The following is a 15710-nucleotide window of genomic DNA, read 5'->3' as shown; positions in this document are numbered from 1 at the left end:
TCATTGATGTGAGGGGCATTTGAGTATAAAATGCCGCCCGCTTCATATCCGTGAAGCAGAACACTCACCTGCTGCTGGGTCGCCTGTAGTAGGGTTTAAAATACAGAGAGAAATCAATGTTTACTATCGAAGCAGAAGTACGTAACGTGCAGGGTAAGGGTGCGAGCCGCCGCCTGCGTAACGCTAACAAGTTCCCGGCTATCGTTTACGGTGGCGAAGCTGCTCCAGTTGCAATCGAACTGGATCACGACAAAGTGTGGAACCTGCAGAACAAACCTGAATTCTACAGCGAAGTTCTGACCATCGTTGTTGGCGGTAAAGAAGAAAAAGTGAAAGTTCAGGCTGTTCAGCGTCACGCGTTCAAGCCAAAAGTCACTCACATCGACTTCGTTCGCGCGTAATCGCAAACACGTCGAAAAAAAGCCCCGCTTCTGCGGGGCTTTTTTTATGCCTGTTATTTCCCACCAGAGGTGCGGCGCTGAAGCTGATCGCGCAGGTTCGGCGGCGTGCCTTTGATGGTCAGCGTATCGGTGGCCGGATCCCAGAAGATGCGTTCACCCAACAGCATGGCATCAAAGTTGATGGTCAACCCACCGCCGCTACCGGCAAATTTAGTGAGCTGTCGCAGCGTACTGCGATCCGCCGGGAAGCTCTCTTCGAGCTCATAGCCTTTATCAGCAGTAAATTCCTGGAAGCTGACTTCACTGACGCCCGCCAGCTCTTTTGACAGCGACTCCAGCTCAATCTCTTCTCCCGCCTGCAGCTGTTCGTTGCAGTAACTGTACACCTGCTGGCGCACGGTCTGACGCTCAGATTTATCGAGCTGCGCTTCAGCGGTAAAGTCGTCAACCGCCTGCAGCAGCCCTTTGTTCTGCGCTTTGGCGTTAAGACCTTCGCTGGCGCCGAGGAAGTCCATAAAGAAATCAGCCACTTTACGGCCGACGCGGCCTTTCAGGAAGGTCAGGTAGCGGGTCGATTCCGGGTTCGTTTCCCACTCGGTTAAATCGATACGCGCCACGATATCCGCATGGTTGATATCAAGATAATGGGTAGAGCTGATATCCAACTGCTCATTCACGCGCATGCTGCTTAAATTGTTCAGCACGGTGACCAGCAGATACTCTACTGCCAGGTAACGATAGTGACAGAACAGGACGATACCGCCGTCTGCGAACGGGTATTTTGCCAGTTCGTCACGCAGACGTCCGGTGGCGGCGCGGCTAAACGCCAGGAAATCCTCTTCGCCCTGACGCTGCAGACGAAGACTATCAGCCAGCTCGCTCTCTTCGCTGAACAGACCATAGGCTTTATTTTTAGCACTGTAGACGCGGTGCAACTCCGCCATCATTTCCACAACGGTCGCCGTGGGTTCCAGTAACGAATCGCGAAGCACCACTTCAAGGGTTTGCTCATCACGCTTGATAAGCTGGTGCAAGGCAATCTGGTTGATTTCCAGACTCATGATAAACTCTCCTTTTAGACCGGGCGGTATTCAACCACCACCAGGTCATGTGTGCAACAACAGATAAAAAAGGGGAAAAAAAGCTGTCGCTACGGTAATATGTTGCCCTTTCATCAACAAACTGATTTTGATTTATGCCACAACATTCCCGCTACAGTGATGAACACGTTGAACAACTGCTCAGTGAGCTGGTCAACGTACTGGAAAAACATAAAACGCCGACCGATCTCTCCCTGATGGTTTTGGGAAATATGGTCACCAACCTTATCAATACCAGCGTTGCTCCGGCTCAGCGTCAGGCGATCGCCAAATCTTTCGCCCAGGCGTTACAGTCCTCCGTCAGCGACGACCAGGCCCATTAAGGGAAACGAACAACAGTTTATGGTGACGAATCGTCAGCGCTACCGTGAAAAAGTCTCCCAGATGGTCAGCTGGGGACACTGGTTTGCCCTGTTCAACATTCTGTTAGCGTCGGTCATTGGCTGTCGTTATCTGTTTGTCGCAGACTGGCCGACAACGCTAACCGGGCGTATTTACTCCTGGATGAGCGTTGTGGGTCACTTTAGCTTTTTGGTTTTCGCCACCTATCTGCTGATCCTGTTCCCCCTGACGTTTATCGTCATGTCGCAGCGGCTCATGCGTTTCTTGTCCGCTATCCTCGCGACGGCGGGGATAACGCTGCTGCTTATCGACAGCGAAGTCTTTACCCGTTTTCACCTGCATCTCAACCCCATCGTCTGGGAACTGGTGATCAACCCGGATCAAAACGAAACGGCCCGTGACTGGCAGCTGATGTTTATCAGCGTTCCGGTGATCCTGCTTATTGAGATGCTGTTTGCCACCTGGAGCTGGCAAAAACTGCGCAGCCTGACCCGTCGGCGCCATTACGCGAAACCCGTTGCGACGCTCTTTTTCGTCTCCTTTATTAGCTCGCACATCATGTATATCTGGGCGGATGCGAACTTCTATCGCCCTATTACCATGCAGCGCGCTAACCTGCCGCTCTCTTATCCGATGACGGCCCGCCGTTTCCTCGAAAAACACGGCCTGCTGGATGCGCAGGAGTATCAGCGCCGTCTGGTCGAACAGGGTAATCCGGAAGCGGTCAGCGTTCAGTATCCGCTGAGCGAACTACGCTATCGCGATATGGGCCGCGGGCAAAACGTCCTGTTAATCACCGTCGATGGCCTGAATTATTCACGTTACGAGAAGCAGATGCCTGCTCTGGCTGATTTCGCCAGTAAGAACGTGACGTTTACACAGCATATGAGTTCCGGTAACTCGACCGACGCGGGTATCTTTGGTCTGTTCTACGGCATTTCAGCCGGATACATGGACGGCGTGCTGTCCGCCCGTATTCCTGCGGCACTGATCACCGGACTTAATCAGCAGGGTTATCAGTTAGGGCTATTCTCTTCGGATGGCTTTAACAGCGCGCTCTATCGCCAGGCGCTGCTGTCAGACTTCTCACTGCCGGCGGCACAGAGCCAGACAGATGAACAGACCGCCAGTCAGTGGATAAGCTGGCTGCAACGCTACGCCCAGGAAGATAACCGCTGGTTCTCGTGGGTTGCCTTAAACGGCACCAACCTTGAGGACACGAATCAGAAAGGCTTTGCGCGCCGCTACAGCCGCGCTGCCGGTGATGTTGATGCACAGATTGGCCGCGTGCTCGACGCGTTGCGCGAGTCTGGCAAGCTGGATAACACCGTCGTGATCGTCACGGCCGGTCATGGTATCCCGTTGGGTGACGAAACGAAGAGCATGGAGTGGTCTCGTCCAAATCTGCATGTTCCGCTGGTGATCCACTGGCCGGGAACGCCGGCGCAGCGCATCAATATGCTGACTGAACATAAAGATGTGATGACGACCCTGATGCAACGTCTGCTGCACGTCAGCACGCCAGCAAACGAGTATTCACAGGGGCAGGATCTCTTCAGTGCCACCCGCCGCCATAACTGGGTGACGGCTGCCGGAGAGAGCACGCTGGTGGTGACTACGCCAGCGCTGACGCTGGTGCTGAACAATAATGGGAAGTATCAGACGTATAATCTGCAGGGTGAGCGGTTGAAAGACCAAAAACCGCAGCTGAGCCTGCTGCTGCAGGTTCTGACGGATGAGAAGCGCTTTATCGCTAACTGATTAATTATAAACCAGTTAGCAACAGATTCCCTTGCATTCAAAACGGAATCGAGTAGTATTCTTTTTATGCGTCGGCACGTAGCGCAGCCTGGTAGCGCACCGTCATGGGGTGTCGGGGGTCGGAGGTTCAAATCCTCTCGTGCCGACCAAAAATACTCTTTAAAACCAGCCGGTTATGGCTGGTTTTTTTATTGCTTAATTTCTGATGGGAATCATTACCTGTAGTTTCAGCACCAACGGTCGACAACCCCCCTTAAAACACTCCGCCACGCTTGACGCTGTATATTTTTACAGTAAAAATACCTCCCCCACTTGAAGTTATTACGGAGGTTTTATGTTTGTTGAATTGGTTTACGATAAGCGAAATGTTCAGGGTCTGGATGGAGCCAGAGAAATTATATTGGCCGAGCTTACGAAGCGAGTGCATAACATCTTCCCTGATGCTGAAGTGAAGGTTAAGCCTATGCAGGCTAACGGACTCAATAGCGATGCCAGTAAAAGCGATCGTGAAAAGTTGAACCGCATGCTGGAGGATATGTTTGAAGAGTCTGATATGTGGCTTACAAATGAATAAATTTCTTTGAAGCCCTCATATCGAATGTACTGGCGCGGACTTTAGCTGATAATTTTCCTTTGTGTAACACAATAACATTGGACAATCGACTTAGTGCGATACACCAACGTCTGGAGCAGTGATGATGAAAACAGTCGAGATACTGCAATACAATTTACACAAAGGCACCGGAGCATTTTTTCATAACGTCATGGCAGAAATTAGCGTTCCCCTACATCAACGCCATGGCATCGATGTGGTGTCATTTGGTAACTCTCTGCACGATCTTGATTGCTACTATCTCATTCGAGCCTTTGAAAGTATTGAAAATATGAATACAGTGCTTAATTCTTTCTACGCGAGCGCAGACTGGCGCTGCGGGCCTCGTGAGTCCATCATTGACTGCATCGAAACAAGCATTAAGACAGTAATTGATCTGCCACGAGTAAGTGTGGATGGGCTACGAGTGTAAGTCCAAATCTGTTACGTCGCGATTGAGCGTTTACTGCCATATTAGGTTTGGTTCGGTGTATTGAAACTGCCAAAACAAGTCTGAGCTGATACATATCTAACCCTGCCCTGATCCCCATTGATTAACACACCGCGATGTTTGTAATGTCTTCATAAGCCACATGAGGACATCCCCAAGAAGCGTTTTTCCGACCAACATATTCTTGAAAACCAACCCTTCCGGGTTGTTTTTTTATTTCTGCAAAGAGAAATGGGTGTCATGTCACTCACTGGAAAAAAAGGGGCCCGTTTAGGCCCCCTGATGCGCTACTGTTTCACTTTGGCCTTTTCCTCATTGATGACGTTTAACGCTGCTGCGGTGCAATCACCCTGAGCGATCCTGAGCGTGCCCGCCTGTTGGCGTTGCTCCAACAATGCGGAAAGCGTGTTGTAAACTTTCGTTTCGTGGTGGGCCTGTGCATAGCCCAACGCCTCGCAGATTTGAAAATCTGACATTGCCGCAACACGTTTACCATTCCCCCCCATGAAAGGCCGGGTGCTTAATGCATCCGTTTCGGGTTGAGAAGCAATGCAACATCCTGTAGTAGTCACCGCTGCCAGAATGATTAATATCCACTGAGCCTTTTTCATCAGTAACGCTTTTTTTAAGGGTTTCACTTAAAATACTTCCCAAATTCGACATGTTGTCGCCTGATTTCTTTCAGGTTTGCCACTATTCCAGCCATACACCAGCCACTGACAACCCCCAAAAACCACCCCATCAAGAGATTGACTATCACCAGTGACCCACGTTTCTGGAGCCAGACTGAGCGCTACCACCACCAATATGATTGCCACCGCCTAAGCCGTGGGCGCTGTTGCTGTTGGCTGCATTGTTGCTGCCGTTCCCCGTTCCATGCTCATGTCGTGAGTTATTACGGCGATGATCGCTTCCCTGACGCTGAGAGACGATCAACGCGTCTACATGCGGAACTGCGATTTGCACATTCGGATCGACTTTGGCGATCTCCCCTGCGGTGGTGGTAGTGGTGACACCGTTAACCGTGATATTCACAGGCGTCCCCGGCTTCATACTGGACACAGCAACGTTAATCGAGCCCGTGTCTTTTGTTATGGCAACACTTGTAACGTTATCAGGGGCTTTCGTGGTGGCTGGAGTATGAGTAAGCGAGGACGCAGTAACCGCCGTGCCAGCGGGTAAGGCTGGTCCTGTTGTCGCTTGCTGCATAGACACCACTGCGGCGCGGTAAGTTGTGCCTGTGATTTGTGGCGCAGCCACTGCAGACGTTTTGGTGGCGTCAGGGGTGTTAACGGCAGTTCCTGCAGGTAAGGCTGGCCCTGTTGTGACTTGCTGCATTGAAATCACAGCGTTCCGGTAAGTCGTGCCCGTAATGTGTGGCGTTTTCTGCTGCAGGGGTTGCGGCGTTCTTTGTGTTACAGGTCGCGGCGCATCGGGAGCCGTTTCAGTTGCCTGTACTGCATTAATACGATCGCCTGCAGTGCGTAAGCTGTTTTCGATGTCCCCTAAACGGGCCATATTTTCAGGTGAACGGTCGGCATTGTAAGCCTTTAATGCAGCCTGCTTATCCTCCATGGCCTGATTGGCTTCATTGCGAATCGACTGAATAGCAGTGGCTTTTTCATCCATGGTCATGAAATTAGAAGCGAAGGCGTTCACACTTCCGCATGAAAGCGCAATTATTACGGATAAAGAAATGATAGAATGGCGGTTCATTACAATAATTACCTTTAATTTATGTTAAGGGAAAACAGAAACAACAATTAACTACCCCGGCACATGTCGGGGACTTTTTTCAACAAACGAAACAAGCACTTCAAACCGCGCATAATAACGACTGTAAACGATTACACATTTGATATTTATCAATATCCCTAATTCAAATCGTAGAAATAACAATCAACTCAGCCACTACATTTCCCTGTTAATTCGCTTCAAAACATCTCTATTGTTATCGCAACCAATCATTTTTTTAGTGAATAACACTTAGACGGTGAATTTTTCCGGTTCATTATCCTGCATAAAAAAAGTGAAATAATGTTTCAGTGCATGTGCATTAACGTAACAAAAGCATCCCTCCCCCTGGATAAAGCGCCCTGTCCCTGCATAGCTCGTGTGGCCCCAAGCCAGACACCGTCAGCAATACAGAGAGGGATACATACCCGGATTTCACGCGATAAGCGGTGTGATAATTGAACAACGTGGCGGTATAGCGGGGGGGCTAATTACAGAGGCAGGAATTTATTGCAATTGATGACAGGGCTGGTTGAATCAGCATGAATGCTGTCCAGCCCAGATTCTTACGACTAAAAAAAGAAAAGCATTTTAATAACCGTATTCTTACCGCACTTCGGCAGGCGTTTTACGCAGATAAAGCAGCGTCAGCAAACAAATCACCGCGCCGGCATAAAAGGTATATTCTGCGCCCCACAGTTCCCAGATAGCGCCGGCACCCACGCTGGCCATCAGTAACCCGACCCCGCTGACCAGACTGAAAAGACCAAACGCCGTACCGCGCAAATCCGCAGGTGCTGTTTTGGCCACCATAGCGGCCAGCAGCCCCTGAGTCATCCCCATATGCATGCCCCAGAGCGCAACGCCGACAATAATACCGGTCCAGTGGGTACTCAGGGCCAGAACGACATCAGCGGCAATCAAAACGACTAGCCCCCACTGCAGAAGCCGGGTATGGCTCATACCATCAGAGAGTTTGCCAAACGGATAGGCCGAGAAAGAATAGATCACGTTCATCACCACCATCACCAGCGGGATTAAGGCCAGGGGAACGCCAGACTGTTGCGCACGGAGGACAAGAAAAGCCTCGCTAAAACGTGCCAGTGTGAATACCGCCCCCAGGCCAATGACCCACCAGCACGATTTTCCCAGCCGCGTTAAATTCTCTCTTTTGATGGGATTAGTGCGTTTATGTTCGACAGGGGTTTTCGGCTCCTTCAGGCCGAAATACAGCAGCGCAACCGAAAGAAAGCCGGGGATCAGGGCTATCCAGAAAACCGCGCGAAAATCATTGTGTAGCAGCAGCATTAACCCCACGGCCAGTAGTGGCCCCAGAAATGCGCCGGTGGTATCCATAGACTGACGCAGGCCATATGCCGCCCCACGCAGTTCCGGCGGGGTGATATCTGCGACCAGTGCATCCCGTGGAGCACCGCGGATCCCCTTCCCCGCACGATCCATCAGGCGCGCGCCTAAAACCATCCCCGAAGAGGATGCGAGGGCGAAAAAGGGTTTGCTCAGCGCACCGAGGCCATACCCGAGTAGCGCCAGCCCTTTACGCTTGCCAAGATAGTCGCTAATCGCCCCCGAAAAGACTTTGATAAAGAGAGCGGTAGCCTCCGCGAGCCCTTCAATCAGGCCGATAACCAACACGCTCGTTCCAAGCGTAGTCACCATAAACAGTGGAAGCAGGCTGTGAATACTCTCTGACGAGATGTCCATCAACATACTGACGCCACCCACTACCCAGACCCCACGAGGGATCCGGCTGAGTACCGTAAATCTGGAAAGCATCTGTAACTCCTGCTCTGAAAATAGTGGCCTGACTGCTTACAGAATAGGATACGACGGATTAAAAACCTGAGGAAGAACAACGAGCCAATAAAAAAGCCAGCGCTCAGGCTGGCTTTTTTATCGCAGGAAAGGCGTTTAGTGTTTATCACGCCCACCCAGGAAGAAAATGCCCAGCGGAATGGCAAGCAGCACGGTGAACACCAGGCTATAAACAAAGATCATCGCTGATTGCAGGACATACATGCTGGTCGTCCAGGCAGAGAGAGGAATGTTGTACTGTTCAATAACGCCAACAATGGTTGCCCGCCCAACGCACGCGGCAGCAATCATAAACACAACCAGTAGCGCCAACAGGAACTTGCGGCCTTCAGGTGTTTTCAGTTTTGCACGTACCATCTCTCTCTTCCCTTCACAGATGAATAACATTATGTGGCGCTTAAAATAACACGATCTGCCGCCAGACTCCAATGCAGTACAAACAACCACTCATTGCGCATGAATAGAGTTTTATACGCTGCCAATATTGAAAATGTAAGTAAATTACACTAACCATTCACGAACATTATGTTAACCTGTGCCGGATAGTTTGACATAAAGGAATGACTGTGAAAAAAGCACCTAAATTTGCCATTGCCCTGATTGCCGCCGCATGCGTTAGCACCAGCGCTTTCGCCAGCGACACCCCTAAAGCGCAGCCTCTGGAAAAAGTAGCGCCTTATCCGCAAGCGGAAAAAGGGATGAAGCGTCAGGTCATTCAGTTACCCGCTCAGCAGGATGAAGCGAATTTCAAAGTGGAACTGTTAATTGGCCAGACGCTGGAAGTAGACTGCAACCAGCACCGTCTGGGCGGTCAGCTGGAAAGCAAAACCCTGGAAGGTTGGGGCTACGACTATTACGTCTTTGATAAAGTGACCTCTCCGGTTTCGACCATGATGGCCTGCCCGGATGGCAAGAAAGAGAAGAAATTTGTTACCGCGTATCTGGGTGACAACAGTCTGCTGCGCTATAACAGCAAGCTGCCAATCGTCGTTTATACGCCTGCAAACGTGGAAGTGAAATATCGCGTGTGGAAGGCGGAAGAAGAGACGGGCACCGCAGAAGTCCGTTAAGGATAAGCTGGGTGGCGACTTCGCCTGACCCGGCCATGATACTGTGCGGTTTAATAAGCCGGGTAAGCGCTAACGCTACCCGGCTTTTTCACATCAGAGTGCGATATCCGCGACCGGTTTGTTTTCCGCCTGAGGCTTCAGCTCTGCCTTCGGTGCTGCGTCAGCAGCAGCTTGCGGCTTCACATATTGCAGTTGCAGAACGCGGCTGGTGTATTCCAGTTCCTGTTCCGTCGCGTCAACGTTACCGTTCAGCTTAGTGCCGTAAGAAGGAATAATGGTTTTCAGTTTTGCCTGCCATTCCGGGCTGGCAACTTTGTCTTTAAACACTTTTTCCATCAGATGCAGCATGATTGGCGCAGCGGTAGAAGCCCCCGGTGACGCACCCAGCAGCGCAGCAACAGTGCCTTCTTTGTCACTGACCACTTCGGTACCCAGACGCAGTACACCGCCCTCTTTCGGATCGCGTTTGATGATCTGTACACGCTGACCCGCCTGCCACAAACGCCAGTCTTCTTTTTTCGCCTGCGGATAGTACTCTTTCAGCGCGTCAAAGCGTTCATCGTCAGAGAGCATCACCTGGCTAATCAGGTATTTCACCAGATCGAAGTTATCCAGACCGACGTCCATCATGGGCTTAACGTTAGAGGTGGTGGTCGCACTCAGCAGGTCCCACAGGGAACCGTTTTTCAGGAACTTCGTGGAGAAGGTCGCGAATGGCCCGAACAGCACCACACGTTTACCGTCAAGCACGCGGGTATCGATGTGCGGAACGGACATGGGTGGCGCACCAACGGAAGCCTGACCGTAGACTTTTGCCAGGTGACGATTCACCACTTCCGGGTTTTCAGACACCAGGAACTGACCGCCCACCGGGAAGCCTGCGTAATCGTCCGCTTCCGGAATACCGGTTTCCTGCAGCAGTTTCAGCGCCGCGCCGCCCGCACCAATAAAGACAAACTTCGCCTTGATGACGTGCTCTTCTTCATTGTGTTTCAGATCGGCAACGGTCACGCTCCAGCTGTTATCCGCATTGCGCTTGAAGCCACGCACTTCGGTGCTGAGCTGCAGATTAAAGTTCTCTTTTTTCTGCAGGGAACCTACCAGCTGGCGGGTAATTTCGCCGTAGTTCACGTCAGTACCAATTTCAGTACGGGTTGCGGCGACTTTCTGGTTCGGATCACGACCTTCCATGACCAGCGGAGCCCACTCTTTAATCTGCGCGTGATCTTCGGAGTATTTCATGCCGCGGAACAGCGTGCTCTGCTGCAGAGCCGCATAGCGCGCACGCAGGAAGTTAACGTTCTGCTCGCCCCACACAAAGCTCATGTGCGGCACGGTGTTGATGAAGGAGTGCGGATCGTGCATTACGCCGCTGTTCACCTGGTGAGACCAGAACTGGCGAGAAATCTGGAATGCTTCGTTGATCTCAACCGCCTTCTCGATACTAATGGAACCGTCCTTTTTCTGCGGTGTGTAGTTCAGTTCCATGAGTGCCGAATGGCCCGTACCGGCGTTGTTCCAGCCGTTCGAGCTCTCCTGCGCCACGCCATCGAGGCGCTCGACCATGGTCATAGACCAGTCCGGCTGCAGTTCTTGCAGATAGGTTCCCAGCGTGGCGCTCATAATACCGCCACCAATTAAAAGGACGTCCGTTTCCTGCTCTTTTGGCGTGTCAGCTTTTGCCGCCATTGAGACGGTATTCAGCCCCACGGCCAGAGACAAGAGCATGGCAGTCATTTTTTTCATAATTTATGCCTTAGTGTAAAAGTGCGTGATGCGTGGAAATTGCAGGTGAAAAAAGCTGCGCGGGAACGGTAACAACTTTTAAATGGTGTTTAAAGGTTAAGAAATTATTGTAATTGTGAAATTTAATGATGGATTGTTTGTGAGGGATTACCTATGCGGCTGGCAAAAGGCGGCTTTTCTGGCTAGTATGTTGCGTTTTGTGATCGCGCGCACGGAAGCCTGCCCTAACCTGCGAAGTGTTATGTCATTACCCGATTCTTCTTTACCCCATGAAGGCCATGTCGCCTCGGTATTACGCTCTCCCCGGCTGCTGATGCGTGAAACGCTGGCGGGCGTGATTACTGCCCTGGCGCTTATTCCTGAAGTGATTTCGTTTTCTGTCGTCGCAGGGGTTGATCCTAAAGTCAGCCTGATTGCTTCCGTGGTGCTGTGTCTTGCCCTGTCCGTGCTCGGCGGCCGCCCGGCAATGGTCACGGCGGCAGCGGGTTCCGTGGCGCTGGTGATTGGCCCGATGGTGCATCAGCATGGCGTGCAGTACATTTTGCCGGCCGTTCTGCTGGCCGGGGCGATCCAAATCCTCTTCGGCGTGCTCGGTATGGCGCGACTGATGCGCTTTATTCCGCAGTCGGTGATGACCGGGTTTGTTAACGCGCTCGGTATTTTGATTTTCTTCGCCCAGGTTCCTCATTTCTGGAGCCGAAGCCCGCTGATTGTGGGCCTGTTCGTGCTGACGCTGCTGATCGTCCTCTGGGTGCCCCGCTATATCAAAAGTATCCCCGCGCCGCTTATTGCCATTGTGGTGTTAACCCTGTTTACCGTGACCACCGGGCAAATCCTGCCGACCGTGGGTGACGAAGGCACCATGAGCGGTGGCCTGCCCGGGCTGACGCAGCTGCTTGTCCCGCTGAACACCGATACGCTGAGCATTATCTGGCCATGCGCATTAAGCATTGCGTTTGTGGGTCTGCTGGAGTCGCTGCTGACGGCAAAACTGGTGGATGAGCTGACGGCAACACCGTCCGGCAAGCGCCGCGAAAGCATTGGTCTGGGCATCGGTAACATTCTGGCCGGCTGGTATGGCGGTATCGCAGGCTGCGCCATGATTGGTCAAACCATCGTCAACGTGGAGATGGGCAAAGGCCGCAGCCGCATTTCCACTGTTGCGGCCGGTCTGGTGCTTCTGGTGCTGGTGACGGCGCTGAGTGAAGTGATGGCCCGCATCCCGATGGCCGTGCTGGCCGGGATTATGGCGATTGTCGCCGTCAAAACCTTCAGCTGGCATAGCCTGCAGCCCGCGACGGTGAAAAATGCCCCCCTTGCGGAAACGGTCGTGATGCTGGTGACCGTTGCAGCCACGGTATCAACCGGTAACCTGGCCATTGGCGTGCTGGGCGGGATTATCGTGATGGCACTCCTTCCCGCCCGAATTAAGCGTCGGGTTAAAGAAGAAAAAGCGTTGCCAGCCCAAGAAAAATAAAGAAGCCGCCCGTATCGGTGATGGCAGTTATCATCACGCTCGACCCCACTGCGGGGTCGCGCCCGAGTTTTGTCATCGTCAACGGGATGATGACGCCCATCATCGACGCAACCAGCAGGTTCAGCACCATCGCCAGCATCATCACGCCGCCTAATGCCATATCGTCGTACAGCCACCAGGTAATGCCGCCCATAATTCCGCCCCACACCAGGCCATTAATCAGCGCCACGCCCATCTCTCTGAAGATCAGGAAGGCAAAGTTACCCGGCTGAATGTTCTCCAGCGCCAGCGCGCGAACAATCATGGTGATGGTCTGGTTGCCGGTGTTGCCGCCTATCCCGGCCACAATCGGCATCAGCGAGGCTAACGCGACCAGCTGCGAAATGGTGTGTTCAAAGCCATCAATCACGCGGGAGGCGATAAACGCGGTACAGAGGTTAATGGCAAGCCAGGCCCAGCGGGTTTTGACCGCCTTGCCCACGGAGGCATGGACGTCATCTTCGGCGCTGATCCCACCAAGCGCACGCAGATCGTTATCGGTCTCTTCGTAGACCACGTCAACGATCTCATCGATTGTCAGACGTCCCATCAGCTTGCCGACCGAGTCCACGACCGCCGCACTCACGAGGTCGTCACGTTCGAAGGTACGCGCGGCTTTTTCCGCGTCATCCTCCGGCGAGAAGACCATCGGCTCGTTTTCCATGACCTCGCTCACCCGCCGCTGAGTGCTGTTGAGCAGGATCGTTTTCAGCTCCAGCTCACCAAGCAAGGTTTTATCCCGCGAGGTCACGAACAGTTTATCGGTGTTGTCGGGCATACTGCCCAGGCGGCGTAAATAGCGCTGCACCGTGCCGAGCGTGACGTCCGGGCGCACCGTGATGACGCCAAACTCCATAATTGCGCCAACGCTGTGTTTATCGTAGTGCATCACCTGGCGCACGCGCGCCCGCTCATCGGCAGGCAGCGAGGCCAGCAGTCGGCCGGTCAGGTTACGCGGCAGGTGTTGAACAAGGTAAATCTGCTCGTCGATATCCAGCGTTTGCAGGGCATCAAGAATATCCCGGTCGCTCATCTCATCGATAAGGTCATCCCAGACGTTTTCCGACGCCTCCAGCAGCACCTGCCCGCGCTCGTGATCCTGCACCAGACGCCACAGGGCGTGACGCTCTTCCGAGGGAAGTGCTTCGAGGGTATCCGCCAGGTCGGGCGGAGGCAAATGGGCAACCAGTGCACCTACCTCAGCAATATCGTCGGCTAAAGTGCCGACATCATATTGCTCAGCCAGGGTCAGTTTTCCCAGTAACGCAGAAGTGACCGCTTTATCGGTCGTGAGAAGCCAGATGAGACGCGCACGTTCCTGGTCACGCTGCCGGGCGCTGTTTTTCTTTAATACCGACATCAATCATAAATCCATGAAATGAGATGGCATTAAGCATAGCGCGGGGATATGTAAATAAGAATAAACAACGGGACGGGATGCATAAAAAAGCGGCACATCGGCCGCGATTTTATCCCCTCTCCCGGTCGGAGAGGGTCAGACGAGACATCAGGCCGTGCGTGCTACCGCATCACGAGACGCCGCATCGCGCTCCTCGCCGGTCAACTCGCTGAGCTTGCCGTCGCGCATCTCCAGCAGACGGTCGGCATGAATGAAGTAGTGATCGTCATGGCTGATGGCGAAAATAGTTTTGCCCATCGCCTTCATCAACGGCAGTAACACCTGATAAAACTCGCGGCGGAAATGCGGGTCCTGGTCTGCCGCCCATTCATCAAGCAGGATGATGTCGCGCTCTTCAGCCAGTGCCAGCAGCAGCGCCACGCGCTTTTTCTGCCCCTTCGAGAGTTTCAGGTTCAGGATTTTACCGTCCTGAAGCTCAAGCTTATGGGACATCTGCAGTTGCCCAAGCCATTTTTCCACCAGCGCAGGGTTAGCCTGCTGCCCTTCCGGCCCCAGCAGGTGATCAAAGAGCCAGACATCGGTGAAGACCGCCGAGAAGAGCTTGCGATAATCCTCAGGTTTCTCCGCGCTCAGCGCTTTACCATCCAGCAAAATCTCGCCCGATTGCGGCTGATATAAACCGGTGAGCAGCATCGCCAGCGTGGATTTCCCGCTACCGTTACCGCCAATCAGGAACAGCAGTTCGCCGCGATGAATCGTCAGGTTTACCGGTCCGACGGAAAAAGCGTTGTCCTGATAGCGGAACATGACGTTACGCAGCTCCAGGGTTTGCCAGTTCGGGAAGGCCTGCGGGCGTGGGAATTCGGCTTTAAACGGTGCGAGATCGAATTTATTGAGCTTGTTAAACGCCACCTGAGCGCTCAGCAACGTTGGCAATGCGCCCACGGCGGAGAGGAGCGGTGTACGTAAAAACAGCAGCGTCAGTGAATAGGTCGCCGCGACGTTGGTATCCGCCCATCCCAGACTGTTCGCCATCCAGAAAACCAGACCAATGGCGCCCAACATCATAATGTTCGACCAGTTCACCGCGCTCAGGTGGAAGGTATCGGCGCGAATGATGTGATGCCGGTATTCGCGGGCATCGGGAATATAGAGATGGTTAAAGATATGCTCGGCACGCTCACGATTCAGGGTCAGCTCTTTACGCCCTTCCAGCACGGTCTGGTAATCGTTATAGAGCTTATCCTCGGTTTCACGCAGCACCGCCATGTGTTTATAGACGCGCGACACCAGCAGAAAACCGCCCCAGATGGTGATAACAATCCACAGCGCAGTGACCGCCAGCATTTTTGTGGAGAGCCAGGCGAGATACGCCGCCGAACCAAAGGTCAAAATAATGCCCTGCACCAGCTCCGGCAGACGAACGAAGGCAATGGTAATGGCGCGCACGTCGCTGGTCAGCCCTGCCAGCAGGGAGGCACTTCCAAGCTGCTCAACGCGTTCTACCTGCGTGTCCAGAATACGCTTGATAAATTCACTGCGCAGACGGAAAACGAAATGGTGTCCCAGCGCCGTCAGCGCCAGCTGCGAGCCGAGCGTCACCGCCATCAACAGCAGTAGCAGGCCAAGAAACTCCGGCAGGACGGCGAGTGAGGTATCGACCATTTCAATCAAGCGCACGTTAATAAACGCGATCAGGCCGATACCTAACGCGGCGCTGGCGAGGCTTAACGCCATGACGGCAATGAAGGGCCAGCGATACTGACGCCAGACGAGGAGAAGTAGTTGCATGCAGGCAATCCGG

General features: G+C 53.0%; 15 protein-coding genes and 1 tRNA gene. 8 read left to right on the top strand and 8 right to left on the bottom strand.

The window, feature by feature from the left end; all coding sequences use genetic code 11:
- Positions 1 to 116 precede the first annotated feature (116 nt).
- Positions 117 to 401 carry a 50S ribosomal protein L25 gene (gene rplY / locus L466_RS13965; protein ID WP_014170941.1) on the top strand — a complete coding sequence of 95 codons (285 nt, stop codon included), beginning with the start codon at positions 117 to 119 and terminating at the stop codon, positions 399 to 401.
- 53 nt (positions 402 to 454) lie between these two features.
- On the opposite strand, the gene yejK is transcribed toward rplY, so the two are convergent.
- On the bottom strand, positions 455 to 1462 hold the full coding sequence (gene yejK, locus L466_RS13970; protein ID WP_014170942.1) for a nucleoid-associated protein YejK: 1008 nt from the start codon (positions 1460 to 1462) through the stop codon (positions 455 to 457).
- A gap of 134 nt (positions 1463 to 1596) precedes the next feature.
- On the opposite strand from yejK, the gene L466_RS13975 reads away from it, so the two are divergent.
- The 5 genes from L466_RS13975 to L466_RS13995 all read left to right on the top strand — a co-directional run bounded on the left by L466_RS13975 (position 1597) and on the right by L466_RS13995 (position 4629).
- Positions 1597 to 1824 carry a YejL family protein gene (locus tag L466_RS13975; protein WP_001135586.1) on the top strand — a complete coding sequence of 76 codons (228 nt, stop codon included), beginning with the start codon at positions 1597 to 1599 and terminating at the stop codon, positions 1822 to 1824.
- 19 nt (positions 1825 to 1843) lie between these two features.
- Entirely contained in the window at positions 1844 to 3604 is a 1761-nt protein-coding gene (gene yejM, locus L466_RS13980) for an LPS biosynthesis-modulating metalloenzyme YejM (RefSeq protein ID WP_032680580.1), read from the top strand.
- A 72-nt stretch (positions 3605 to 3676) separates the two neighbouring features.
- Positions 3677 to 3753 (top strand) — tRNA-Pro (locus L466_RS13985).
- 185 nt (positions 3754 to 3938) lie between these two features.
- A complete protein-coding gene (locus L466_RS13990) occupies positions 3939 to 4178 on the top strand; it encodes a DinI family protein (protein ID WP_014170944.1) in 240 nt (79 codons plus the stop codon).
- Positions 4179 to 4302: 124 nt separating this feature from the next.
- Entirely contained in the window at positions 4303 to 4629 is a 327-nt protein-coding gene (locus L466_RS13995; protein WP_032681961.1) for an NIPSNAP family containing protein, read from the top strand.
- 305 nt (positions 4630 to 4934) lie between these two features.
- Here L466_RS13995 and L466_RS23925 read toward each other — a convergent pair whose 3' ends face one another.
- From L466_RS23925 to L466_RS14015, 4 genes are all read right to left on the bottom strand, one after another.
- Positions 4935 to 5285, bottom strand: a complete 351-nt coding sequence (locus L466_RS23925; RefSeq protein ID WP_025203612.1) for a hypothetical protein — start codon at positions 5283 to 5285, stop codon at positions 4935 to 4937.
- Between the two features lie 118 nt (positions 5286 to 5403).
- A complete protein-coding gene (locus L466_RS14005; protein ID WP_032680579.1) occupies positions 5404 to 6363 on the bottom strand; it encodes a hypothetical protein in 960 nt (319 codons plus the stop codon).
- Between the two features lie 624 nt (positions 6364 to 6987).
- Positions 6988 to 8175 carry an MFS transporter gene (locus tag L466_RS14010; RefSeq protein ID WP_032680578.1) on the bottom strand — a complete coding sequence of 396 codons (1188 nt, stop codon included), beginning with the start codon at positions 8173 to 8175 and terminating at the stop codon, positions 6988 to 6990.
- A gap of 135 nt (positions 8176 to 8310) precedes the next feature.
- The gene (locus L466_RS14015) at positions 8311 to 8571 is read right to left on the bottom strand and encodes a DUF2534 family protein (RefSeq protein ID WP_010433451.1); all 261 of its coding nucleotides are present in this window, start codon (positions 8569 to 8571) and stop codon (positions 8311 to 8313) included.
- Positions 8572 to 8780: 209 nt separating this feature from the next.
- On the opposite strand from L466_RS14015, the gene eco reads away from it, so the two are divergent.
- A complete protein-coding gene (eco, locus tag L466_RS14020; RefSeq protein ID WP_025203609.1) occupies positions 8781 to 9284 on the top strand; it encodes a serine protease inhibitor ecotin in 504 nt (167 codons plus the stop codon).
- Between the two features lie 93 nt (positions 9285 to 9377).
- On the opposite strand, the gene mqo is transcribed toward eco, so the two are convergent.
- The gene (gene mqo, locus L466_RS14025) at positions 9378 to 11030 is read right to left on the bottom strand and encodes a malate dehydrogenase (quinone) (protein WP_014170951.1); all 1653 of its coding nucleotides are present in this window, start codon (positions 11028 to 11030) and stop codon (positions 9378 to 9380) included.
- Positions 11031 to 11217: 187 nt separating this feature from the next.
- On the opposite strand from mqo, the gene L466_RS14030 reads away from it, so the two are divergent.
- Positions 11218 to 12507, top strand: a complete 1290-nt coding sequence (locus L466_RS14030; RefSeq protein ID WP_032680576.1) for a SulP family inorganic anion transporter — start codon at positions 11218 to 11220, stop codon at positions 12505 to 12507.
- On the opposite strand, the gene mgtE is transcribed toward L466_RS14030, so the two are convergent.
- Positions 12470 to 13906, bottom strand: coding sequence for a magnesium transporter (gene mgtE, locus L466_RS14035; RefSeq protein ID WP_020883169.1), 1437 nt, complete (start codon positions 13904 to 13906; stop codon positions 12470 to 12472). The two genes, L466_RS14030 and mgtE, sit on opposite strands and share 38 nt — an antisense overlap.
- A gap of 147 nt (positions 13907 to 14053) precedes the next feature.
- The gene (locus tag L466_RS14040; RefSeq protein ID WP_014170954.1) at positions 14054 to 15697 is read right to left on the bottom strand and encodes a multidrug ABC transporter permease/ATP-binding protein; all 1644 of its coding nucleotides are present in this window, start codon (positions 15695 to 15697) and stop codon (positions 14054 to 14056) included.
- Positions 15698 to 15710: the final 13 nt, after the last annotated feature.

The organism is Enterobacter sp. BIDMC 30 (assembly GCF_000534355.1).
GTDB lineage: Bacteria > Pseudomonadota > Gammaproteobacteria > Enterobacterales > Enterobacteriaceae > Enterobacter > Enterobacter ludwigii.
This window is presented reverse-complemented; position numbering and strand designations above follow the sequence as displayed.